We start from the raw sequence: 25232 nt of genomic DNA on the forward strand, positions 1-25232 counted from the left end.
ATGGACAGTGCGTAGAAACCGCAGCGTACAGGTAGTACGTGAGGATTTCGGGCACTGTCCAGGGTCAAAATGGCAACTAAAGTAGCCTGATGGGCCAGACGCTAACCATTTGTCCTGCCGTCCATTAACCTGTATTGCGCATCCCCGCAGCAATCCCGGCAATCGTCACCATCAACGCTTGCTCGACACAAGGGTCAGGTTGTTGGCCTTTTTCTTCTGCCTGGCGTGAACGATGCAGAAGTTCAGCCTGTAACACATTCAGCGGGTCGGTATAGATATTACGCAACTGAATAGACTCAGCAATCCACGGCAGATCAGCCATCAGATGAGAATCATTCGCAATAGCGAGCACCACATCAATGCCGTCTTTCAACAATGCCCGTAGTTCAGCCCCTAATCCCCATAATTCGGCGTTGACCAGTCGTTGATCGTAATATTCTGCCAGCCACAGATCCGCTTTCGAGTACACCATCTCCAGCATTCCAAGCCGTGTTGAGAAGAAGGGCCAGTCACGACACATGGTCTCCAGCGTATTTTGTTTACCTTCCGCAATCACTTTCCGTAACGCCGTCCCGGCCCCCAGCCACGCGGGTAACATCAGCCGGTTTTGCGTCCAGGCAAAAATCCACGGAATCGCGCGTAGCGACTCGACGCCCCCCGCAGGACGACGTTTTGCCGGCCGGGAACCCAGCGGCAGTTTCCCCAGCTCCTGTTCCGGCGTCGCGGAACGAAAATAGGGAACAAAGTCTTTATTTTCACGCACGTAACTGCGGTAAATATCACAAGAGATATCAGAAAGGATCGCCATGATATGACGCCATTCCGGTGCGGGTTCAGGAGGAGGCAACAGGTTAGCCTCCAGAATCGCACTCGTATACAGCGACAGACTATTGATAGTGATTTCCGGCAAGCCATATTTAAAGCGGATCATCTCTCCCTGCTCGGTAACCCGCAATCCTCCTTTCAGACTGCCTGGCGGCTGAGAAAGCAAAGCGGCATGTGCCGGTGCGCCACCACGCCCGATAGAGCCACCACGGCCATGAAACAGGGTGAGGGCAATGCCAGCTTTTTCACAGGTTTTAATTAATGCATCCTGGCTCTGGTATTGCGCCCAGGAGGCGGCCATCACCCCGGCATCTTTTGCCGAATCGGAATAGCCGATCATCACCATCTGCTTACCCTGAATAAAGCCACGATACCAGTCGATATTGAGCAACTGGGTCATGACGTCATTCGCATGGTTCAAATCGTCCAATGTTTCAAACAAGGGGACAACCGGTAAAGCGAAATTGACGCCGGATTCTTTCAGCAACAGATGTACCGCGAGAACATCGGAGGGGGTTCTGGCCATTGAAATCACATACGCCGCGACAGAACCCTGTGGCGCTTGCGCAATCACCTGACAGGTATCGAGCACTTCCCGGGTTTCATCACCCGGTTGCCACTGGCGGGGCAACAGCGGGCGTCTGGAATTGAGTTCGCGGATCAGAAAAGCCTGTTTATCGGCTTCTGACCAGCTTTCGTAATCACCGAGACCAAGATAGCGGGTGATTTCACCCAGCGCTTCGCTATGTCGGGTGCTCTCCTGACGAATATCAATACGCACCAGCGGGACACCGAACGCTTTCACCCGCCGCAGGGTATCCAGCAGTTCGCCATTGGCAATAATGCCCATTCCACAGGCATGTAGCGACTTATAACAGGCATACAGTGGCTGCCATAATTGTTGATTCTGAGTAATCAGACCTTTCGGTGGTGGCAGATCCTGCCCTTTTAGTTGCGCTTCCAGCCAGCTTTGCGTCTCCATGACTTGACTACGCAGCTTTTTCATCAGATAGCGATACGGCTCCTGATATCCCTTCTCGCCCACCAGCTTGCGCAGCTCATCATTGCATTCGACCATCGACAGTTCGGAAACCAACAGCTGAACATCTTTCAGGAACAGATCCATCGCTTTCCAGCGACCAAGCAACAGCACCTCGCGAGTCACACGGGCGGTCACATTGGGATTACCATCCCGGTCTCCCCCCATCCATGAGGTAAAACGAACCGGCACAAAGTCTACCGGCAGCTGATAGTTAAGGTTTTCTTCCAGTTGTTCGTTAAGCACGCGTAAATAGTCTGGCACACCTTGCCACAGGCTATTTTCAACGACAGCAAATCCCCATTTCGCTTCATCGACGGGAGTCGGGCGGCTTTTACGGATCTCATCGGTATGCCAGGACTGGGCGATCAGCTGACGCAGACGACGCATAAGCTGGTAGTGTTCATGATCAGAGAGGGATTGATTATCAAGCTGCTTCAGGCAGTTGTTCACTTCCACCATTTTGTGGATCAGGGTACGTCGGGTTATCTCTGTGGGATGCGCGGTCAGTACCAGCTCCAGAGAGAGAGAGGCCAGCGCATTTTTGATCAAATCTTCATTCAGCTGCGGATGGGTTTTAAGTTTGCGTAATGTCCGGGCAATCACCCCCTGATCGCTGGCGGTTTCGTCAGCGGGCGCGATGCTGTGGTATTGCTCTGCGGTATTTGCCAGGTTGAGAAACTGACTGAAAGCACGAGCAACGGGCAACAGCTCATCGCTGGATAAGTTTTGCAGGGTGGTCAGTAACGCCTGACGGCTGGCCTCATTACCACCACGAGAAGATTTTGACAATTGCCGAATGGTTTCGACACGATCAAGAATATTCTCTCCCAGCGCCTCCTTGATGGTATCGCCTAACACTTTGCCGAGCATACTGACGTGGCTGCGTAAAGCGGAATATTGTTCGTTCATAATTATCCCTGATACTCCCTCTCTGTAAATGGTGTGTAATATCCGTGACTCAGCAAATAAGAGCCTGACCCACTGAGTTATTGGCGTAACCACTCTGGACACAGACAGCGCAGAGAAACGTTCGGGCACTGTCCAGGGCCACAATGGCAAGTAAAGTAGCCTGATGGGCCAGGCTCTCAGTGACTCCTTTCTTATAAAGTCTATAAAGCCACGTAAAAAAACCTTCGTCAATCGTGACGAAATCGATTCAGCACATGAAGGAGTGGCGGCCATCACCTGGATTAAGCGCCTGGTGAACCAGGCGCTTATTTACTCTCCACAGAAATGATGTACCACCTGAGTAATCAGTGCTCGTGTTGGCTGAATAAACCGGGTTTCCAGATATTCATCCGGCTGGTGTGCCTGATTTATCGAACCTGGCCCCAGGACCAGAGTGGGGCACAGTGTCTGGATAAACGGGGCTTCCGTGCAGTAATTAACCACTTCCGCGGGTGTGCCGAGCAACTTTTCAATCACCTGAACCAGCTGGCTATCCGGTGGGCATTCGTAACCGGGAATAGACTGATGCAGCTCGTGAATACTCAGATGTCCTGGCCAGCGCTCACTGACAGGCGCCAGCGCATCATTCAGCAGTCCGTTGAGATCATTAAGCGTCATACCGGGTAACGGGCGAATATCCATTTGTAACTCGCAGCAGGCGCAGATGCGATTGGAGACATCGCCACCGTGGATGGCACCGAGGTTAAGTGTCGGATAGGGAACCGTGAAGGCATCGTGATGGTAGCGCTCTTTCAGGTTATCACGGAGTTGCAGAATATGACCAATCGCGTCATGCATCAGCTCAATCGCATTGATACCCCTGGCCGGATCGCTGGAGTGACCCGATTTGCCCTGAATACGAATGGCACTCGCCATGTGACCTTTGTGTGCTCTGACTGGTCGCAGGGAGGTCGGCTCACCAATAATGGCACAATCCGGCCGCAGTGAGGTCGTCTGGGTAAAGTAACGGGCACCCGCCATGCTGGTTTCCTCGTCCGCGGTCGCCAGAATAAAAAGCGGTTTCTTTAGCTGACTGATATCAACATCACGCAGCGCATCGAGAATAAAAGCAAAAAAGCCTTTCATATCGGCCGTTCCCAACCCATACAGCTTATTGTCATGTTCACTGAGCACGAAGGGGTCACGCGTCCAGCGCCCCTGATCAAAAGGCACCGTATCTGTATGTCCGCAAAGCAACAGCCCCCCTGCCCCCTGACCGGTACTGGCCAGCATATTAAATTTCTTGCGTGTCCCAGGCACCGGTTGCACAGCAACCTGAAAACCAAGATCCGCAAACCAGCCCGCCAGTAAATTGATTAAATCTTCATTACTCTGGTCCAGTGCCTCTTCGCTGGCACTGATCGATGGTGTGGCGATCAAGGCGCGATAAATTTCGATAAATGATGGTAAATTATTTTTCATTGTTGACCCACCTCAGAGAGTGATAACATCAATATTGATGCACTTTTTTTGAATAAAAATACAATTTATTCCGCATAAAAATCCATCACGGACCCGAATCATTCTTACCTTTCAATTATGGAATGAGCAAGCATAACGCTTTCCGGGCCTGTTTTATGACGCAAAAGAGTGAAGAATATGATGTTAAAAACACTGATTGCTGGTGCCAGTGGTTATGCCGGTGCAGAACTGGTGAGCTATGTTAATCGTCATCCCCAACTGGCCTTAACCGCGTTGACTGTCTCGGCACAAAGTCATGATGCAGGAAGATTAATTTCTGATTTGCATCCACAACTGAAAGGCATTATCGATTTACCCCTGCAGCCGATGTCTGCTGCCAGTGAATTTAGCCACGATGTCGATGTGGTATTTCTCGCGACAGCCCATGAAGTCAGCCATGATCTCGTGCCATCATTTCTGGCGGCAGGTTGTGTGGTGTTTGATTTATCAGGTGCTTTCCGCGTTAATGATCGGGCATTTTATGAAAAATATTATGGCATGACGCATCAGCATCCGGCGCTACTCAAGCAGGCGGTTTACGGCCTTGCGGAATGGCAGGCTGAGTCGCTAAGCGAGGCGCGTTTAATTGCGGTCCCCGGATGTTACCCGACCGCGGCGCAACTGGCGTTGCGACCATTGATCGCCGCACAATTGCTGGATCTTAGCCACTGGCCGGTGATCAACGCGATCAGTGGCGTCAGCGGTGCAGGCCGCAAAGCAACGCTCAGCAATAGCTTTTGCGAAGTCAGCCTTCAGCCTTATGGCGTATTCACTCATCGTCACGCGCCAGAAATTAGCGCCCATCTTGGCGCAGAGGTTATTTTCACACCCCATCTGGGTAACTTTAAGCGGGGGATTCTGGAAACCATTACCTGTCGCCTGCAGCCCGGGATAAGTGAAAAACAGGTTGCTGATGCTTTCCGTCAGGCGTATACCGATAAACCGCTGATTCGTTTATATGGGAACGGATTACCCGCTTTGCAAAATGTTGTCGGTCTGCCATTTTGCGATATTGGCTTTGCCATTCAGGGACAACATCTTATCGTGGTCGCCACGGAAGATAATCTGCTGAAGGGCGCGGCGGCACAGGCGGTACAGTGTGCAAATATTCGTTTCGGCTTTGCGGAAACGCAGTCTCTTATTGAGAGGTAACATAATGAATCCATTAATTATAAAATTGGGTGGTGTATTACTCGATAGCGAAGAGGCTCTGGCACGTTTGTTTAGCGCTCTGGTGGCATACCGGGCAACCTGTCATCGCCCGCTGGTTATCGTGCATGGCGGTGGTTGCCTCGTGGATGAGCTAATGAGACGGCTCAATCTGTCGGTCAACAAAAAAAACGGTTTGCGAATAACACCGGCGGATCAAATCGAAATCATTACCGGCGCACTGGCAGGCACCGCAAATAAAGTTTTATTATCATGGGCGAAAAAGTATGCTATCGCCGCCGTTGGCCTGTTTCTTGCTGATGGCAACAGTATTAAAGTGACTCAGCTTGATGAAGAGCTGGGTCATGTGGGTTTAGCCCATCCGGGCTCTCCTGCTTTGCTCAATACCCTGCTGGCAGAAGATTATCTGCCAGTCATTAGCCCCATTGGCGTCACGGATGATGGTCGTCTGATGAATGTCAATGCTGACCAGGCGGCGACGGCACTGGCGGTGACACTGGGCGCAGACCTGATCCTGCTCTCTGATGTCAGTGGTATTCTTGACGGTAAAGGTCAGCGTATTGCACAAATAAGCGCAGACAAAGCAGAGCAACTCATTGCGCAAGGTATTATCACTGACGGGATGATCGTCAAAGTCAATGCGGCGCTGGAAGCAGCACGAACACTCAATCGCCCGGTGGATATTGCCTCCTGGCGCCATGCTGATCAGCTACCCGCATTGTTTAACGGCACACCTGTCGGGACACGCATTCTGGCGTAATATTAAAAAATTTATAATTAAATTAAATGGAAGGATACACACTATGGCACTTTGGGGCGGACGATTTACTCAGGCAGCCGATCAGCGATTTAAACAATTCAATGACTCTTTACGCTTCGACTATCGCCTGGCAGAACAGGACATTATCGGATCTATCGCCTGGTCTAAAGCACTCGTGACGGTGGGCGTGTTGAGCGCTACGGAACAACAACAGCTGACGGAAGCGCTAACCACCTTGCTGGAAGAGGTTCGCACCCAGCCACAGCAATTGCTGGAGAGCGACGCGGAAGATATTCACAGTTGGGTGGAAAGTAAACTGATCGATAAAGTCGGCGAACTGGGCAAGAAACTCCATACCGGCCGCAGTCGTAACGATCAGGTCGCCACCGATTTAAAACTGTGGTGCAAGGAGATGATCGCACAGCTCCTGACGGCGATCGGTCAGTTGCAAAACAGGCTGCTGGAGACAGCACATCACCATCAGGATGCTGTCATGCCGGGGTATACACATCTGCAACGCGCGCAACCGATCACCTTTGCTCACTGGTGTCTGGCTTATGTTGAAATGCTGATGCGTGACCAAAGTCGTCTGCAGGATGCACTCAAACGCCTCGATGTCAGTCCGCTGGGATGTGGGGCATTAGCGGGCACCGCTTATCCCATTGATCGTGAACAACTGGCGGGCTGGCTGGGTTTCGCTTCGGCAACCCGCAATAGCCTCGACAGCGTTTCTGATCGCGATCATGTGGTAGAACTGCTCTCTGCCGCCGCCATCAGCATGGTGCACTTATCACGCTTTGCTGAAGATCTGATTTTCTTTAATAGCGGCGAGGCTGGCTTTATTGAACTCTCTGACCGGGTGACTTCCGGCTCTTCCCTGATGCCACAAAAGAAAAACCCGGACGCCCTCGAACTTATTCGGGGTAAATGTGGTCGTGTGCAAGGTGCCCTCACGGCGATAGTGGTCACATTAAAAGGACTGCCACTGGCGTATAATAAAGATATGCAGGAAGATAAAGAGGGATTATTTGACGCCCTCGACACATGGCTGGATTGCCTGCATATGGCAGCACTGGTACTGGATGGTATCCAGATCAAACGTCCGCGTTGTGTACAAGCCGCGCAACAAGGCTATGCCAATGCGACTGAACTGGCCGATTATCTGGTCGCCAGAGGTGTACCTTTCCGCGAAGCACACCATATTGTCGGTGAGGTAGTGGTGGCTGCTATCGCACAGGGGAAACCGCTGGAAGCCCTGGCGCTGGCTGATCTGCAAAAATTCAGCCACGTCATTGCGGATGATGTTTATTCGATCCTGTCGCTACAATCCTGCCTTGAGAAACGCGCCGCGAAAGGCGGTGTTGCTCCCCAACAGGTGGCACAGGCCATCACTGACGCCAGAAAGCGCCTGATATGATCATTTTATCACTGCCGGGTGAACAGAAGAGGCTTTCTGTTGTAGTATTATAGAAAATTTGATAGATATTATCACTCATTGCTATTCTATTTATCGAAATGGACTATCATGGGGACGGAGAAGGAATTAATGAATATTCGCGATCTTGAATATCTGGTTGCACTCGCTGAGCATCGCCATTTTCGCCGTGCGGCGGATGCCTGTCACGTTAGCCAGCCCACCCTCAGTGGACAAATTCGTAAACTGGAAGATGAACTTAAGGTCATGCTGCTGGAACGTACCAGCCGTAAAGTTTTATTTACCCAGGCTGGGTTATTACTGGTAAATCAAGCACGTACTATCTTACGTGAAGTCAAAATACTCAAAGAAATGGCCAGCCAGCAAGGGGAAAACATGTCAGGCCCGCTGCATATTGGCCTGATCCCAACAGTGAGCCCCTATCTGTTACCCCATATTATCCCAATGCTGCACCGCACCTTTCCCAAACTGGAGATGTATCTCCACGAAGCGCAAACCCATCAGCTATTAGCTCAACTGGATAGTGGCAAACTGGATTGTGCGATCCTCGCCCAGGTCAAAGAGTGTGAGGATTTTATCGAAGTGCCATTATATGATGAAGCCATGATACTGGCTGTCTATGACAACCACCCATGGGCCCGGCGCGATCACATCCAGATGTCAGATTTAAATGGCGAAAAACTGTTAATGCTGGCAGATGGTCACTGTCTGCGTGATCAAACCCTGGGTTACTGTTTTCAGGCTGGCGCAGATGAAGACACCCATTTTCGGGCTACCAGTCTTGAAACATTGCGCAATATGGTATCGGCAGGCAGTGGCATCACACTATTACCGGCATTAGCGGTTCCGGCAGAAAGAGAACGCGACGGTGTGGTCTATATTCCGTGCATTAACCCGGAACCGAAACGGACGATCTGCTTAGTTTACCGCCCAGGTTCACCACTACGAAACCGCTATGAACATCTGGCAGAATCTATTCGTAACACGATGAATGATTATTTCAACAGTAACCTGAAACAGGCAAATGGTGCGGGTCAGTAATATCTATCGGGCAAGAGAATAGATTACTGGCTAACGACCCTTGTGACGCGCGACGATTATCGCGTTGTGATATCGTGACAATCATCAATAAGCTGGCGTCATCCATTAAATTTTAATTTTGGGTAAGTACTCACAAAGCGACAGGAAGGACTCAGACAACGTGGCAGGCGTAAGAGCGCAACAGAAAGAGAAAACCCGTCTTTCACTGGTGGAAGCGGCATTCAGCCAGCTGAGCGCTGAACGTAGTTTCGCCAGTCTGAGCTTGCGTGAAGTGGCACGCGAAGCCGGGATTGCTCCGACCTCTTTTTATCGCCATTTTCGTGACGTTGATGAACTGGGTCTGACGATGGTCGATGAAAGTGGCCTGATGTTGCGTCAGTTGATGCGCAAGGCACGTCAGCGCATTGCCAAAGGCGGCAGCGTAATACGTACCTCGGTATCCACGTTTATGGAATTCATTGACCATAACCCCAATGCTTTTCGTTTATTATTACGGGAACGTTCTGGCACTTCTGCCGCATTTCGTGCTGCTGTCGCCCGTGAAATACAGCATTTCATCGCAGAGCTGGCTGACTATCTGGAAATAGAAAATCATATGCCGCGTACCTTTATCGAAGCACAGGCTGAAGCGATGGTGACCATCGTTTTTAGCGCCGGTGCTGAAGCACTGGATATCGGCGCTGAACAACGTCGACAACTGGAAGAGCGATTAGTATTGCAGCTGCGGATGATCTCAAAGGGTGCCTATTACTGGTATCGGCGCGAACAAGAAAAAATATTAAATCATTCAGAATAATAAGGATGCAAAATGAAAAATTTAGATCAGGATAAATATACGCTGCTACTGGCATTGAGTGCAGGTTTATCAGTTAATGGTACTTTTTCTGCTCTATTCAGTTCATTTATTCAGTTTTCTATTTTTCCTATATTATCTTTACTGTTGACAATTTATTGCCTGCATCAGCGTTATCAGAACCAGAGTATGCCCGCGGGGTTACCGGGACTGGCGGCGGCCTGTTTTATCTTCGGAGTGCTACTTTATAGCGCCGTAGTACGGGTGGAATATCCTGAAATCGGTTCTAATTTCCTGCCAGTTTTACTGTCTGGCATCATCCTGTTATGGATTGGCCCTCGCTTGCGTCATTACCGGAACGCTCAACAGGCGGAATAATTTGACTACGCTCTCCCGGCACGCTGCCGGGAGAGCAGATCCGCTATCTGCGGGTTAACAGTACCCCACACTCCATATGATGAGTGTAAGGGAACTGATCAAACAGCGCCAGACGTGTTATCGCATGAGATTGGGTTAAAACATCCAGATTGTGACACAGCGTTTGCGGATTACAGGAAATATACAAAATCCGGGGATAAGCCTGGACCATTTTTACTGTTTCGCTGTCCAGCCCACTGCGTGGCGGATCGACGAGGATCGTCTCACATCGATAACTGTGCAGGTCAATATCACGCAGACGATGAAATGGACGCACATTATTCATCGCCTCGGTAAACTCTTCGGCCGCCATACGAATAATTTGTACATTATCAATATGATTGGTTGCGATATTATATTGTGCTGCTGCGACGGAGGGCTTGGCAATTTCGGTGGCCAGTACCCGATCAAAATGACGCGCCAGCGCCAGCGAAAAATTTCCGTTGCCACAATACAGCTCCAGTAAATCACCGCTCGATCCTGCGGTCACATCCAGCGCCCACTCCAGCATCTGAATATTCATCGCCGCATTAGGCTGAGTGAAACTATTTTCTACCTGCCGATAAACCATCTCCCGTCCCGCAACCGGCAGGCGCTCATCAATATAGTCCTGATCAAGCACGATTTTAGTTTTGGCCGCCCGACCAATCAGATGCACATTGAAATGTTGTTGTCGCAAGGCATCGCGTAGCAGAGCTGCCTGCTGATACCAGCTATCATCCAGTTTTTTATGATAAAGCAACGAGACAATAGCCTGATTGCTCAGGGTGGTCAGATAGTCGACCTGAAACAACTTATCGCGTAGCACCGGATTATTGCGCACCCCCTCCAGTATCACCGTCATCAACTGATTAATCAGCTGACTGGCGGCAGGAAAGCTATCTACACGAATGCGCGATTTTGTCTCTGGATCAAACATAATATGGTACAAATCATCACCATCGTGCCAGAGGCGAAATTCTGCCCGCATACGATAGTGACTGACCGGTGAGCGAAACACTTCGGCAGCCGGTGCCGAAAAAGGCACCATCATGCGTTGTAAACCAGCGATTTTTTCCGCTAACTGCGCTTCATAATGTTCGGCTGAAAGAGGCTCGGGGGTCATGATACATCCTGAGTAAAATAGGTTGCCGGGGATTGTAGGGAAAGCGCCAGAGAAGTCCAGTATGGATGTCGGATCACAATCCAGCCATAAGCGTCTGGACACCGATAAGGCAAAAATTATAGCATCGCGCGTTCAACTGTGTGAATAAAAAGGAGATTTCATGCAAACAGTGGGCGGACATAGCCCGACAGAAAGCCTGACATGAACACCCTTTTTACGCCAGCCCAAAACGGATGGATTTTTCGCGTAAACGCCTGGCACTACAGGCTAATCTCTTATGATAAAACCGGCAATACGCTTTGTTGATAATGGATATTTTTTCAATGATAAAAAAAGTTTCTCTGATTACGACACTTTCTGCTGTCGCCTTCTCAGCCTGGGCACAGGACGACAACACCAGTAACCTTGTGGTAACTGCCAACCGTACCGCACAACCGATCGAGACCGTTCTGGCACCGGTGAGTACCGTAACGCGCCAGGATATTGATCGCTGGCAGGCGCGTTCGCTCATCGATGTCATGCGCCGTTTACCCGGAATAGATATTGCGAAAAATGGCGGCCTGGGACAAAACAGCGCGCTGTTTGTGCGTGGTACTAACTCCAGCCATGTATTGATTCTTATTGATGGTATTCGTCTGAATCAGGCCGGAATCAGTGGTTCTTCTGACTTAAGTCAGTTCCCTGTTTCGCTGGTACAACGGGTAGAATATATTCGTGGGCCACGTTCGGCTGTCTATGGCTCCGATGCAATCGGTGGGGTGATCAACATTATTACCCGCCATGCACAGGATGGCAGCACATTGAATGCCGGTATAGCATCAAATGGCTATCAAAATTACGGTGTCAGCACGCAACAGACAATCAATGATAATACCCAGGTCACACTGCTGGGGGATTACACTTATACCAGAGGATTCGATGTGGTCGCCGATGGCAATACTGGTGGAGTTCGCCAGCCCGATCGCGATGGTTTTATGAGTAAAACGCTTTATGGTGCGCTGACCCATCACTTTTCCAGTGAATGGAGCGGCTTTATCCGTGGCTATGGCTATGATAATCGTACCGCCTATGACGGCTCACCTGATTTCAACGGTGTCATCGCCGATACTCGGCAGCTGTATAGTCAGAACTGGGATGCGGGCCTGCGCCTGAATCACGAGATATTCCATTCACAACTCACCTCCAGCTATAGCCACAGCAAAGATTATAACTACAGCCCACAACGGGGACGTTATGACACATCCGCCTCACTGGATGATGTGAAACAATATAACGTACAGTGGGCGAATACGGTCGATGTCGGGCAGGGTCATCTGGGTGGTGGTATTGACTGGCAGAAACAAACCACCGAGCCGGGCACCGGCCATGTGGTAAATGGTTATCAAATCCGTAATAGCGGTTTTTTTGTTACCGGACTGCAAAAATGGGGAGACGTGACCTTAGAAGGCGCGGTGCGTAGTGATGACAACTCGCAGTTTGGTCAGCATAGCACCTGGCAGAGCAGCGCCGGATGGGAGTTCATCAACGGTTATCGTTTTATCGCTTCTTACGGAACCGCCTATAAAGCCCCTAATCTCGGACAGCTTTACAGCGATTTCTTCGGTAACCCCAACCTCAAACCCGAACAGAGCAAGCAGTGGGAAGGTGCCTTCGAAGGGTTAACCGCTAACGTCAACTGGCGTCTGTCAGGCTATCGTAATGAGATTGATCATCTGATCGACTACGATGCGGTATTAATGAAATATTACAATGTCGGCAGGGCAAATATTAAAGGTATCGAAGCAACCGCCTCATTCGATACCGGATTTTTAGCCCATCAGATAAGTTATGACTATATTGATTCGCGCGATGCAAACACCAATGAAATACTGGTACGCCGGGCAAAACAACAGCTCAAATATCAGCTTGACTGGCAGGTTTATGATTTCGACTGGAATGTCGCCTATCACTATCTCGGTACGCGCTATGACCGTGTCTACGATCCGGTCACTTATGCGCCGCAAAAAGTGAAAATGGGCGGCGTCAGCCTATGGGATCTCGCGGTTTCATATCCAGTCACCTCACATCTTACAGTTCGTGGTAAAATAGCTAACTTATTCGATAAAGATTACGAGACAGTTTATGGCTACCACACTGCAGGACGGGAATACAGCCTGTCTGGCAGCTATACCTTCTGAACCTCGTCCCACCGTACTGGTATTTGACTCCGGTGTCGGTGGGTTGTCGGTTTATGACGAGATCCGGCAGTTACTGCCCAATCTGCATTATATTTACTCTTTTGATAATGTTGCTTTTCCCTACGGTGAAAAGAGTGAAACGTTTATCGTTGAACGTGTGCTAAGTATTGTCACTGCCGTGCAGCAACGTTATCCACTGGCACTGGCTGTCATTGCCTGCAATACGGCCAGTACCGTTTCTCTTCCCGCGCTTCGTAGCCGGTTTGCATTTCCTGTGGTCGGCGTGGTTCCGGCGATTAAACCTGCGGCCCGTTTAACAGCAAATGGCATTGTTGGACTATTGGCAACACGGGGCACGGTTAAACGCGCCTATACCCATGAATTAATAAATCGTTTTGCACACGAATGCCGGATAGAGATGCTGGGCTCATCAGAACTGGTGGAACTGGCCGAGGCAAAACTGCATGGCGAGCCTGTATCGCTGGAGGTATTATCCCGTGTTTTACGTCCGTGGTTACGTATGGCAGAACCCCCCGATACCGTTATCCTGGGTTGCACACATTTCCCTTTAATTCGCACAGAACTACAACAGATTTTACCCGCCGGGACGAGACTGGTTGATTCCGGCGCCGCTATCGCTTGTCGTGCTGCCTGGCTGCTGGATCATGAAGCACCGGATGTGAAAAGCTGTGATCCTAACCGCGCATACTGCATGGCGCTGACGACGGAAGCCGAACGGCTTTTCGCTGTTTTACAGCGTTATGGCTTTGCGACACTGGAAAGATTGCCGCTTTAAGCCACAGATAACCAGACACATGTCGATGTATGCCTGGTTATCGGATGAAGCGGCACCGCTTATCGCGCCCGCGATAGCGGGATAAGATGAAAACAATCTGTCATGCTATCAGCGTGATTACGGAACACGATGACGATGCGTTTTACCTTCACGCGGCTTGAGGCTGACCAGTATCAGCGCCAGAATGATCAGTATAATCCCCCCCATTTCTGTCGCGCCTGGATCTTCACCTAATAACCACCAGGAAAACAGCACGCCACAAACAGGCACCGCCAGGGTACTTAACCCGGCAATGCTGGCAGGTAGATTATGCAGGATAAACAACCACAAACTCCAGCCGACAGCCATCGCTAAAATCGCGCTATAAGCGAGCGCCCAAAAGATCGTAGGTTGCCAGTCAATATCACGCTGCGGCACCAGCCAGGCAACCATGCCCATCACCAGGGAGGCATACAGCATCTGCCAGGTGGTTAACGCCAGTAAATCAACATGCGGATAACGCAAATACATACGTTTAGCGACAATGGCGCTGGCCCCCCAGCTGACACCGGAAAGGATTGCCAGCAGAGCACTTTTCATGGACGAAAAATCGAGTTGCCACGGCTGCAACACCAGCAATAAACCCAATGCTGCCAGCATAATCGCGGCATACTGCAAGCGTCGCATCTTCTCGTTTAAAAACAGGGCGGCCATAATAACCACCCAGAATGGCATGGTATAACTCAAAATAGCGACTTTACCTGCCCCGCCACTCACCAGCGCCCACTGTGCCAGCCCGGTCATGCCACATGTCTGCAACAGAGCAATGGCCAGGGTATAGCCAAAAGGAGTGGGGTGTATACCACGTCCACGCAACAGCAGTACGACCATCATGACCACTGCGCCGAAGAAACAACGCAATGCGGTAAAATCGAAGGCACCGACATACAGGGTGACCTGTTTCATGATAATCCAGCTATAACTCCAGATCAGCGTCAGTAGCACCAGCCCACCCCCGGCCAGAAAACCACTTTTCCTTACGACAGCCATAACCTATTTCGCCATGTTTATTTTTGGCGATATTATACTCGCTTTAATGATTTTAGAACTGAGATTAGTCGCTATTTTTGGCGCGCTCGAACCCAGGGCGACAGATCAGATATTGCCGCCCGCGATTATCTATCCAGGATAATGTCAGGAAGGGCGAACCCCCAGGGTATGACAAATGGCGTAGCTTAATTCAGCACGATTTAATGTGTAGAAGTGAAAATTTTTCACGCCCTCGTGGCTTAATACTTTCACCATATCCATTGCGATATTAGCGCCCACCAGCTGACGGGTTTCCGCATCATTATCCAGTCCTTCAAACATATTCGATAACCAGCGGGGAATATGCACATTGGTCATGCTGGCAAATTTTTGCGCCTGTTTAAAGTTAGAGACCGGAAGAATACCTGGAATAATATCGGCATCGATACCAATAGCCACACAACGGTCACGAAAGTGCAGGTAACTTTCAACATCAAAAAAGAACTGCGTGATCACACGGTTAGCACCGGCCTCAATTTTATGCTTCAGATTTAACAGGTCGGCCTGGGCGTTTTTTGCCTCTGGATGTACATCGGGATAGGCCGCAACAGAAATATCAAAATCGGCCACTTCTCTCAGTAGCGCCACCAGGTCGCGGGCGTACATATTGGGCTTGTTACTGCCCGGCGGCAAATCGCCACGCAGAGCCACAATATGACGAATACCGTTATCCCAGTAATCCTGAGCGATAGCACGCAATTCATCACGGCTGGTATCGATACAGGTAAGATGAGGAGCGGCTTCCAGACCAGTGCTTTCTTTAATCGCCTTGATGATAACATGGGTACGATCACGCTCGCTGGCGTTAGCGCCATATGTCACGGAAACAAAATCAGGTTTCAGACTGCTTAAACGATCGATAGACTGCCATAAGGTGTGTTCCATTTCACTCGTGCGCGGTGGAAAAAATTCAAAAGAAACGCCAATCTGACCCTGTATTTCTTCTGCCAGCTCCTGATTCAGGGCTTCCCACTGACTCGCGTGAAAAAGACTCATACCTTACCTCATTAATCGTATGCTGTATTAATTATATATTGTGTTGTGAACTTCTATACGTTTAGACGTCCAAATGCAAGATGACGGAAAAATAAAGAGCCGTCAATAGAAAAATTTCGGCAAAAAGAGAGGAATATTCAGGGCAGAATGAAAATATTTCATCTCATTGGCTAGCGAGATCACATCCTGTTATTAACGATAGCCACCTGACGCTGAAACTGAAGCGACTATCACCATCAGAATCCGATCATCGCCTGAAAGTTTGCTTTATTCAACAAAGCTCGTAATATCATGAAAAAGAGCAGAAATATCACGATATTTCTCTTGTTACAGATTATCAGTCAATATTTTTCGCAGGCTGTTCAGGCCGTGAGTATTTTTATCAGATGATACTGAGGAAAATATGTTTAAATCATTATTAATCAATAAAATAGATGATAATTATACAACACTTTTTACCGAGATCGCTGAAAGTGAACTGCCTGAAGGTGATGTCACGGTCAGGATTGACTACTCATCCATCAACTACAAAGATGCGCTGGCTATCACCGGGCGCGGTCCCATTGTCCGTCACTTCCCTATGGTGCCCGGCATTGATTTTGCCGGCACTGTTTCTGCCAGCTTACACCCGGGCTATCAGCCAGGGGATCATGTCCTGCTGACCGGTTGGGGGGCAGGAGAAAAACACTGGGGTGGACTTGCCACAACAGCCCAGGTAAAGGGTGACTGGCTGATACCTGTTCCGGCAGGAGTCAGCAGCAAGCATGTTATGGCTATCGGCACCGCCGGTTTTACCGCGATGTTGTGTGTTGAAGCACTACTGGAGCATGGCATTAAACCTGAAGACGGTTCGATCCTGGTCACTGGTGCCAGCGGTGGTGTAGGTAGCCTGGCCGCGATGATCCTTTCATCTATGGGATACGCTGTTACGGCCTCCACCGGTCGGGCAACAGAAGACACCTGGCTTTATAATATCATTGGCGTAAGCGAGATTATTCCTCGCAGCGAACTCGCCAGTCCGGGCAAACCGTTGCAGAAAGAGCGCTGGGCAGCGGTGATTGATACGGTGGGCAGTCACACACTCTGTAACGCCTGTGCAGGGGTTCGATATGGCGGCATTGTTGCTGCCTGCGGTATGGCTCAGGGTATGGATCTGGCGGGACATATCGCACCATTTATCCTGCGTGGCATAACCCTGAAAGGTATTGACAGTGTCATGTTCCCGAAAGAGAAAAGAGCCGCTATCTGGCAGAAAGCGTTACACTATTTGCCAATGGAAAAACTGGAAAATATGATCACCGTTTATCCTCTTAACGAGGCAATCAGTGTGGCTGAAAAATTACTGAATGGCGAGATCCGTGGACGCGCCATCATTCAATGTGCCTGAATCTGATCGCGTGATGATGGTTATCGTTACATGAAAAATGTAGCAGTTGATGGACGGGCACGTCGTTTTCGGTTACAACAGCCATTGTCTTTCCCCTGCCACTGTAGCGAAGAAAAAGCCCGGGATGCCTGGTGTCGAGAAGTTTTCTCGCCAGGAAATTCAGTGTGGTCGGAGCACAGAAGACATTAACAGAATCATGCTTGCGATGATGAACACCGCATCCAGATTCGAAGGGCTGCAAAGTTTGAGGGTATTCTCTTGGTATACCGACAGCGGCTTTAGCGGTGAGGATTTGGTGTCTGACCTGTTCGTGTTCTATCGGGCTATCATACCGGGTCGGTATGGTTATCGTGTCAAGCCTGTGAGCTATGCCGCCGCCGGGACTACTATGGTGCTATCGGCTCCCATAAAAATCGTGGATTCCGTCCAGTCCTGTTCCCTCAGTGTCATGGTATTGTCCCTGATAACGCAGCGGCTGGTGGATTTCCTCTCCGCTGCGGGCTCTCACCTGCGCGGCGCGGCGCCAGCCGTGGTAGTCGGCCCACCAGACGATATTGCCCTGGGCATCGGTCAGTTCACGCGGCAGGCCGGAGGCATCGTTGTGATACCAGTATATCCGCGCCGCTTGTTTGTCCTCGCCTGCCCGGTAGGTGACCTGAGCCAGCGGGGCGAAGCCGTGCTCGTCTTCGTAAATCCACAGATGGCTGTGCTGGTCGCTGATTTCATTCAGCAGCGAGCCTGTAATTTAAATTGTGTATCTGCCTGTTTTTGATATCTTCACTGCAACAACAGAGGCAGGTAAATTATGGACGAAAAAAAACTCAGGGCACTGGCAACTGAACTGGCCAAAAACCTGAAAACTGAAGCTGACCTCAGTCAGTTTACCCGGATGCTAACGAAGCTGACCGTCGAAACAGCGCTCAATGCGGAGTTAACTGAGCACCTCGGGTATGATAAAAACACCAGAAAATCAGGCACAAATACCCGCAATGGCTACTCGTCTAAAACCCTGCTTTGCGACGATGGCCAGATTGAAATCAGTACGCCACGTGACCGCGAAAATACCTTTGAACCTCAGCTTATTAAGAAGAACCAGACCCGTATCACACAGATGGACAGCCAGATTTTGTCCCTGTATGCCACCAGTCGTTTTTTACCGGCGGATTAGCGCTGCCGCCATCGACCGTGCCGAGCGGCGGCGGCACATACTGCAGCTTACCGATGGTGTTGCCTTTGCGCATGACCGTTCCCTGTGCTGAAATATATTATCAATGACCGTGCCTTATCAGCGCCTGTTGCGCATGATCGATAGCAAGTTGTCATTTTTGTTTTAGCTGTCTGATACGCGCCACCATTCTGCAATAGCTTTTCTCAGACAGTATTAGCGTGATAACAGAATATCGTTTTATGGTCACGATATCGTCGCGTTTTTTTATTATCTGACAACAGGTTATAGAGCATGGAAAAGATACGGTAGCATATTATAACGTTGCGCAACCGGCGGGAGGCGAGATCTGTGGCAGACAGAAGTGTTCTAAGAGAAAGCGTGATCGCGAAGGATCAACAGACAGCGGATCAGAAAGTGATCCGGGCGATCGGAACCGCCCGGAAAGCGGGTGGCACTACGCCTCGCCACCCGGGAACATCAATGGATTAATCGAGCTTCTGGCAAAGCCCTCCTGCTCCATATGCGCATCCAGCATCAGAGAGGCAAGGTCATCGGCAACAGGGTCGATTTGAGGATCTTTTTCCTGATACATAATCTTCAGGTAAGAGCCACAGTCGCCACAACTTTCAGCTTTAATAGCCGCCTGTTGATCATCCAGTGACCAGTAGTGCAAATCCCGGCTTTGCTCACAGTTACTGCATTTCACGCGTACCATGTGCCATTCCGTTTCGCACAAGTTACAGTGAAGATAGCGTAGCCCCTGTGTAGTACCAATTTGTACCACACTGGCCACCGGCATCGCGCCACAAACCGGACAGTATTGCCGCTGTTCACCATATTCGTCACGCGCTTTACCGGGGATCTGGCTGGCCATCTGTGCCCAGTAGAGTGACAATGCTGCCCAGATAAAGATCGCCTTATCACTGCTGACCTGGCTAAAGTCAGCAGCAAACAGCGCACTGGCCATTGCTTCCAGATCCTGTGCCGACGTTTTCTCCAGATTTTCGATCACCGCCAGCGCCGAGCCGCTGATCGCCGGTTTTAGTTCGGCGATCAGCGCATGTAATAATTTATGCCAGTGTTTATCACGTGGCAGGACATGAATATCCAGTGGTGGCCGACCCTGGCTGTTCGCCGCTTTCAGATGTGCGGTCAGATCGACCTGCAGCGGGTGCTTCGAGAGCACCATCGCCTGGGCCTGAGCCAGCTGCGCCGCGAAGCGCAGATAATCCGCTAACGGATTATTTTCCGCCAGTTCGCGCAGCCGTTCACTGCGACGGTTATACAGCGTTTTGAGCCGTGGGAACAGGAGTGGCGGAATATATTCCGCCGCCTGGGTTTCCTGTTTTTCCAGCTCATCTTGCGGGATAATACGAATACTCATTACAGTTAGTTTTCCATTGTGTTACCAGCCTTATACCCTACACTTTTTCTATGTTGACCAGAAAGGTTTTAAACTCTGGCGTTTGCGTATTCGCATCACCGACAAACGGCGTCAGTGTATTCGCCAGGAAGCCTTTCTTCGCGACCCCTTCATAACCCCAGTGGATAGGGATACCGATAGTATCGATATCTTTACCATCCACTTTCAGCGTCCGGATGCGCTTGGTCACCACCGCTTTGGCTTTAATGTATCCGCGATGCGAGGAGACTTTTACCGTATCCCCCTGGGCAATGTTGAGCTTATTCGCCAGGGTTTCGCCGATTTCCACGAACTGTTCTGGTTGCGCAATCGCGTTAAGCCGTGAGTGCTTAGTCCAGAAGTGGAAATGTTCGGTGAGGCGATACGTTGTGCCGACATACGGGAATTGATCCGCTTTCCCCAGCTGCCGCTGATCATCGCTGAAGATACGCGCGGCCGGGTTGGACACCACATTCGGATGCAATGGGTTCGTGCCCAGCGGTGTTTCGAACGGCTCATAATGTTCCGGAAATGGACCTTCTGCCATCTTATTAATCGCAAACAAGCGCCCCATGCCTTCCGGTTGCATGATAAAGGGCCCGACGTCGGTATCGGGTGCGGCAGTACTGTAGTCCGGGATATCCACACCCGCCCACTTTGTGCCGTTCCATTTCAGAAGCTGGCGTTTCGGGTCCCACGGTTTACCTTGCGGATCAGCGGAGGCGCGATTATACAGGATGCGACGATTGAGCGGCCATGCCCACGCCCAGCCTAAGGTATTGCCTAAGCCTGAAGGATCAGCGTTATCGCGGCGCGCCATCTGGTTGCCCTCCGGTGTCCAGCTACCGGCAAAGATCCAGCAACCGCTGGCGGTGGTGCCATCATCACGGAGTTGCGCAAAGGAGCTCAGCTGCTGCCCTTTTTTGACGATAACCGCCCCGGTTGTCGGATCGATAATATCCGCCAGCGCTTTACCGTTGGTCTCCATCGCCACTTCTTCTGCCGCAGGTTCGTGAGGTGTGGCATAATTCCAGCTCATGTTCAGCACCGGTTCTGGTGCCGGGCCGCCATCTTCGGCATACATTTTACGTAGCCGCATAAAAATGCCAGCCAGTATTTCGCCGTCAGTTATCGCGTCCCCTGGGGCATCGGCGCCTTTCCAGTGCCATTGCAACCAGCGTCCGGAGTTGACGATGGAGCCATTTTCTTCCGCAAAGCAGGTTGATGGCAGACGGAAGACTTCTGTCTGAATGGTCGCCGGGTCAACATCGTTGGCTTCACCGTGATTTTGCCAGAAGGTGGCCGTTTCGGTATTCAGCGGATCGATAGTGATCAGGAATTTCAGTTTCGACAGGGATGCGACCACTTTGTTTTTATCCGGGAATGAGGCGACCGGATTAAAGCCCTGGCAAATATAACCATTGACTTTACCCTGATGCATCATTTCGAAATACTGTAAAACATCATAGCCTTTATCCCATTTTGGCAGCCAGTCAAAGCCCCAGCTGTTTTCCGCTGTCGCTTTATCGCCAAAGAAGGATTTCATCATTGAGACAAAGAATTTCGGGTAGTTTCCCCAGTAGTTCACCTGACCTTTCAGCAACGGTTTGGGGGTGTTAGCCGCGAGATAAGTTTGCAGGTCGGTCTGGTGCTCACTCGGCAACGTCATATAACCCGGCAGGCTTTGTGACAATAAGCCAAGATCGGTCAGTCCCTGAATATTGGAGTGGCCACGCAAGGCATTCACCCCGCCGCCCGCCATACCAATATTACCCAGCAGTAACTGGATCATCGCCATGGTGCGGATATTCTGTGCCCCGATAGAGTGTTGGGTCCAGCCCAGCGCATAGAGGAAGGAGGCCGTTTTATCGGCCTGACTGGTTTCGGCGATGTATTCGCAGACTTTCAGGAAGTCTGCTTGCGGCGTACCACAGATGTTTTCCACCACATCCGGGGTGTAGCGGGAGACGTGTTGTTTCAGCAAATTCCAGACACAGCGTGGATGTTGCAGGGTGGTATCGCGTTTCGCAAAACCGTTTTCATCCAGCTCGTAATTCCAGCTGGTCTTATCGTACTGATGTTTCTCTGCGTCATAGCCACTGAACAGCCCTTCTTCGAAGTGGTAGTCTTCGCGCACAATCAGGCTGGCATTGGTATAGGCTTCGGTATATTCACGGTTGAATTTTTCGTTATTCAACAGATACAGAATCACGCCAGACAGGAAAGCAATATCTGTACCGGAACGGATAGGCGCATAGAAATCGGCTACCGATGCGGTGCGCGTAAAGCGCGGATCGATAACAATAATTTTGGCATCATTATGAATTTTGGCTTCTATCGCCCAGCGAAAGCCGACAGGATGTGCTTCTGCTGCATTCCCGCCCATAACGACAATCAGATTGGCATTTTTAATGTCTACCCAGTGGTTTGTCATCGCACCGCGACCAAATGATGGAGCAAGACTTGCTACCGTTGGTCCGTGTCAGACACGCGCCTGGTTATCAACCGCGAGCATGCCGAGCGCCCGGGTAAATTTCTGGGTTAAATAGCCGTTTTCGTTGCTGGCCGCAGAGGCACATAGCATCCCGGTGGTTAACCAACGGTTAACGGTGGTTCCGGCGTCATTTTTAACCACAAAGTTAGCATCGCGGTCTTCTTTGATCAGTTTCGCGATGCGATCAAAGGCTTCGTCCCAGCTGATTTGCTGCCATTTATCAGTGCCGGGTGCCCGGTATTGCGGGAATTTCAGCCGACCTTCTGAATGAATGAAGTCGATTAATCCTGCCCCTTTGGGACACAGTGCGCCACGGTTAACCGGGTGGTCTGGATCGCCTTCGATATGAATGATAGAAGCTTTCGCGTTTTTTGCGCCATCACCGAGGCTATACATTAATAAGCCACAGCCCACGGAACAGTAGGTACAGGTATTGCGGGTTTCGCGGGTGCGCAACAGTTTATATTGCCGGGTTTCCGCAAGGGCAGTGGCCGGGGCGAATCCCAGTGCTGCTACCGTTGTTCCTGCCATTCCGCCAGCGCAGATCCTGAAGAACTGCCTTCTGCTGACCTGCATACGTTACTCCTTGTATCAACATTGTCACATTAACTGATTTATTTTGCGCTAAAGTCCGCAAAAGTTCACAATCGTGAAAAGTTCCCTTTGATTTGGAGGGAAAAAGAGATAATACCATATTAGCCGCGTGCCGGTTGTGGAATGGATGAGACAAAGTGGATAAAAGCACTTCTGAAACAATGAAAAACATTAAGGGTTATCGTCAGATAATGCTCTGGAAGCGCGATGATTTACAACATCCTCAGCCGGATGAGCTGGCAGAAGAGGTGCCAGTAGCGCTGGTTTATAACGGTATCTCGCATGTCGTCATGATGACCACACCGAAGGATTTACAGCAATTTGCCATCGGTTTTTCGCTCTCGGAGGGCATTATCGAAAACCGGCGTGAGATCTACGGGATAGACATTACAGAAGCCTGTCACGGTCTGGAGGTCCAGATTGAGTTGTCCAGCCGTCGTTTTATGGCGCTGAAAGCATATCGGCGTGCGCTGGCTGGCAGAACCGGATGTGGTGTCTGTGGTGTGGAACAACTGAATGATATCAGTAAGCCAATACCTTCTTTACCCTTTACGCAAACCTTCCATCTGGCGCATCTTGATTCCGTACTGGCACATTTACGTGACGTTCAACCGGTGGGGCGCATAACAGGATGTACCCATGCAGCGGTCTGGTTATCGCCATCCGGTGAACTGGCAGGCGGATATGAAGATGTTGGCCGTCATGTTGCGCTGGATAAATTACTCGGACGGCGTAGCGAGGAGGGTGATCACTGGCAACAAGGCGCGGCGCTGGTCTCCAGCCGTGCCAGTTATGAAATGGTTCAGAAAGCCGCGATGTGTGGTGTCGAGATCCTGTTTGCGGTGTCTGCTGCCACGCTGCTGGCAGTGGAAGTGGCGCAACGCTGCAATCTGACGCTGGCAGGATTCTGTCAGCCTGGCAGGGCAACGATTTATACCCATCCACAGCGGCTGATTGCCGAATGATCCGCGCCATCTTCTGATCATCACTGGACGCTACCCTGATATTGCAGGAAACTAACGGCTATCTTTGCCTGGACTCAAATCATTATGTCGCTGAAATCTATCGCTAAAGAACTGGGGATCTCGGTAACAACCGTCAGCCGGGCGCTCAATGGTTATGATGATGTCTCACCCGAGACACGGGCGCGTGTTGAAGCCGAAGCACAGCGCCGCAGTTACCGTCCTAATACTTTTGCCCGTCGGCTGAAAATGGGGAAAATTGATGCGGTAGGGCTGGTGTTTCCGGTTCGTTCTTCCCCGTTGAGTAACCCGATATTTTTTGACATGGTGGGCGAGATCAGCCACGAACTGGCACGCGATGAAATTGATCTATTGCTGCTTGCTGATGATGAGCAGGCAGAGACACATAGCTATATGCGTATGGTGCAAAGTCGTCGTGTTGATGCGCTGATTGTGACCCATACCCTCGATGATGATCCGCGTCTGGTGCAACTGCTGGCGGCTGGTTTGCCTTTTCTCGCCCTCGGTCGTAGTCGCCTGCCACACCCCTATGCGTGGTTCGATTTTGATAATTATGCCGGGACTTATCAGGCGACTCGCTATCTCATTCATCACGGTCATCGGCGTATCGCCTTATTGAGCGAAGATAATAATCAGGCGTTTATTTCTCAGCGGCGGCGTGGTTATCTCGATGCCCTGCGTGAATCTGGCCTTGCTGACGATGGATTGCGTCTTGTGCCGCCCACCCGGCGCGGAGGATATCAGGCAACGCGGGCGCTGCTCGCCGAAGTGGCACCACCAACGGCGATCCTGACGGACAGCAATATTCATGGCGATGGTGCTGCGATGGCCCTCTCGCAGTCAGGTCGTCTGAGCGGTGAACAGCGTGTGGCTCTGGTGGTTTACGATGGTTTACCCGCTGATAGTATTCTTGATACACAGGTCGCCGCCGTGATTCAGGCCACGCGCCAGGGTGTCGGTCGTCAGATCGCCGGTATGGTCAGACGGTTGATTGCCGGTGAAGATCTCTCCGCGTTACAGGTGCTCTGGCAACCCGAATTTATCCCTGGCGATACCGCCTGATCTTTTTTTGTACGCTTAAATCCTCGCTCTGATCACAAAACCGAAACGTTTTAGTTGTTATCCGAAACGTTTCGGATCAACAGTAAGCGGTCAGTTTTTGTGGAGGAG

Annotated in this window: 18 protein-coding genes and 2 pseudogenes; 13 read left to right on the top strand and 7 right to left on the bottom strand. The window is 50.6% G+C overall.

Annotated features, from left to right (window positions below; all coding sequences use genetic code 11):
* Nucleotides 1-124: 124 nt before the first annotated feature.
* Nucleotides 125-2776, bottom strand: coding sequence for a phosphoenolpyruvate carboxylase (gene ppc / locus PT300_01605; GenBank protein ID MDF7679377.1), 2652 nt, complete (start codon nucleotides 2774-2776; stop codon nucleotides 125-127).
* A gap of 309 nt (nucleotides 2777-3085) precedes the next feature.
* Nucleotides 3086-4237, bottom strand: a complete 1152-nt coding sequence (gene argE, locus PT300_01610) for an acetylornithine deacetylase (protein MDF7679378.1) — start codon at nucleotides 4235-4237, stop codon at nucleotides 3086-3088.
* 180 nt (nucleotides 4238-4417) lie between these two features.
* On the opposite strand from argE, the gene argC reads away from it, so the two are divergent.
* From argC to PT300_01640, 6 genes are all read left to right on the top strand, one after another.
* Nucleotides 4418-5428: an N-acetyl-gamma-glutamyl-phosphate reductase gene (gene argC / locus PT300_01615; protein MDF7679379.1), complete on the top strand. Its 1011-nt coding sequence runs from the start codon at nucleotides 4418-4420 to the stop codon at nucleotides 5426-5428.
* A 1-nt stretch (nucleotide 5429) separates the two neighbouring features.
* Nucleotides 5430-6206 (top strand): acetylglutamate kinase, encoded by a 777-nt coding sequence (gene argB / locus PT300_01620; GenBank protein MDF7679380.1) that lies wholly within the window; start codon nucleotides 5430-5432, stop codon nucleotides 6204-6206.
* A gap of 43 nt (nucleotides 6207-6249) precedes the next feature.
* Complete coding sequence (gene argH, locus PT300_01625; protein ID MDF7679381.1) at nucleotides 6250-7623, top strand: argininosuccinate lyase; 1374 nt, start codon at nucleotides 6250-6252, stop codon at nucleotides 7621-7623.
* Nucleotides 7624-7752: 129 nt separating this feature from the next.
* Complete coding sequence (gene oxyR, locus PT300_01630; protein MDF7679382.1) at nucleotides 7753-8682, top strand: DNA-binding transcriptional regulator OxyR; 930 nt, start codon at nucleotides 7753-7755, stop codon at nucleotides 8680-8682.
* A 160-nt stretch (nucleotides 8683-8842) separates the two neighbouring features.
* Complete coding sequence (gene fabR / locus PT300_01635) at nucleotides 8843-9478, top strand: HTH-type transcriptional repressor FabR (GenBank protein MDF7679383.1); 636 nt, start codon at nucleotides 8843-8845, stop codon at nucleotides 9476-9478.
* A 12-nt stretch (nucleotides 9479-9490) separates the two neighbouring features.
* A complete protein-coding gene (locus PT300_01640; protein MDF7679384.1) occupies nucleotides 9491-9853 on the top strand; it encodes a YijD family membrane protein in 363 nt (120 codons plus the stop codon).
* Nucleotides 9854-9896: 43 nt separating this feature from the next.
* Here PT300_01640 and trmA read toward each other — a convergent pair whose 3' ends face one another.
* The gene (trmA, locus tag PT300_01645; GenBank protein ID MDF7679385.1) at nucleotides 9897-10997 is read right to left on the bottom strand and encodes a tRNA (uridine(54)-C5)-methyltransferase TrmA; all 1101 of its coding nucleotides are present in this window, start codon (nucleotides 10995-10997) and stop codon (nucleotides 9897-9899) included.
* Nucleotides 10998-11320: 323 nt separating this feature from the next.
* On the opposite strand from trmA, the gene btuB reads away from it, so the two are divergent.
* Both btuB and murI read left to right on the top strand, forming a co-directional pair.
* A complete protein-coding gene (btuB, locus tag PT300_01650) occupies nucleotides 11321-13174 on the top strand; it encodes a TonB-dependent vitamin B12 receptor BtuB (GenBank protein MDF7679386.1) in 1854 nt (617 codons plus the stop codon).
* Nucleotides 13119-13970, top strand: coding sequence for a glutamate racemase (gene murI, locus PT300_01655; GenBank protein ID MDF7679387.1), 852 nt, complete (start codon nucleotides 13119-13121; stop codon nucleotides 13968-13970). Before btuB ends, murI begins: the two co-directional genes overlap by 56 nt.
* 117 nt (nucleotides 13971-14087) lie before the next feature.
* Here murI and PT300_01660 read toward each other — a convergent pair whose 3' ends face one another.
* Complete coding sequence (locus PT300_01660; GenBank protein MDF7679388.1) at nucleotides 14088-14999, bottom strand: DMT family transporter; 912 nt, start codon at nucleotides 14997-14999, stop codon at nucleotides 14088-14090.
* 144 nt (nucleotides 15000-15143) lie between these two features.
* Nucleotides 15144-16034, bottom strand: a complete 891-nt coding sequence (metF, locus tag PT300_01665; protein ID MDF7679389.1) for a methylenetetrahydrofolate reductase — start codon at nucleotides 16032-16034, stop codon at nucleotides 15144-15146.
* Nucleotides 16035-16437: 403 nt separating this feature from the next.
* On the opposite strand from metF, the gene PT300_01670 reads away from it, so the two are divergent.
* The 3 genes and pseudogenes from PT300_01670 to PT300_01680 all read left to right on the top strand — a co-directional run bounded on the left by PT300_01670 (nucleotide 16438) and on the right by PT300_01680 (nucleotide 18562).
* Nucleotides 16438-17421, top strand: a complete 984-nt coding sequence (locus PT300_01670; GenBank protein MDF7679390.1) for an oxidoreductase — start codon at nucleotides 16438-16440, stop codon at nucleotides 17419-17421.
* Nucleotides 17422-17551: 130 nt separating this feature from the next.
* Nucleotides 17552-17862: pseudogene (locus PT300_01675) on the top strand (hypothetical protein).
* 364 nt (nucleotides 17863-18226) lie between these two features.
* Nucleotides 18227-18562: pseudogene (locus PT300_01680) on the top strand (transposase).
* A gap of 481 nt (nucleotides 18563-19043) precedes the next feature.
* Here PT300_01680 and fdhE read toward each other — a convergent pair.
* Both fdhE and fdnG read right to left on the bottom strand, forming a co-directional pair.
* Nucleotides 19044-19973 carry a formate dehydrogenase accessory protein FdhE gene (fdhE, locus tag PT300_01685; GenBank protein MDF7679391.1) on the bottom strand — a complete coding sequence of 310 codons (930 nt, stop codon included), beginning with the start codon at nucleotides 19971-19973 and terminating at the stop codon, nucleotides 19044-19046.
* 37 nt (nucleotides 19974-20010) lie between these two features.
* Entirely contained in the window at nucleotides 20011-23061 is a 3051-nt protein-coding gene (gene fdnG / locus PT300_01690; GenBank protein ID MDF7679392.1) for a formate dehydrogenase-N subunit alpha, read from the bottom strand.
* A 179-nt stretch (nucleotides 23062-23240) separates the two neighbouring features.
* On the opposite strand from fdnG, the gene fdhD reads away from it, so the two are divergent.
* Both fdhD and PT300_01700 read left to right on the top strand, forming a co-directional pair.
* Nucleotides 23241-24044: a formate dehydrogenase accessory sulfurtransferase FdhD gene (gene fdhD, locus PT300_01695; protein ID MDF7679393.1), complete on the top strand. Its 804-nt coding sequence runs from the start codon at nucleotides 23241-23243 to the stop codon at nucleotides 24042-24044.
* Between the two features lie 84 nt (nucleotides 24045-24128).
* Entirely contained in the window at nucleotides 24129-25124 is a 996-nt protein-coding gene (locus PT300_01700) for a substrate-binding domain-containing protein (protein MDF7679394.1), read from the top strand.
* The last annotated feature ends 108 nt before the right edge of the window (nucleotides 25125-25232 follow it).

This window comes from Enterobacteriaceae bacterium ESL0689 (assembly GCA_029433525.1).
In the GTDB taxonomy this organism is placed as follows: Bacteria; Pseudomonadota; Gammaproteobacteria; order Enterobacterales; family Enterobacteriaceae; genus JAQTIF01.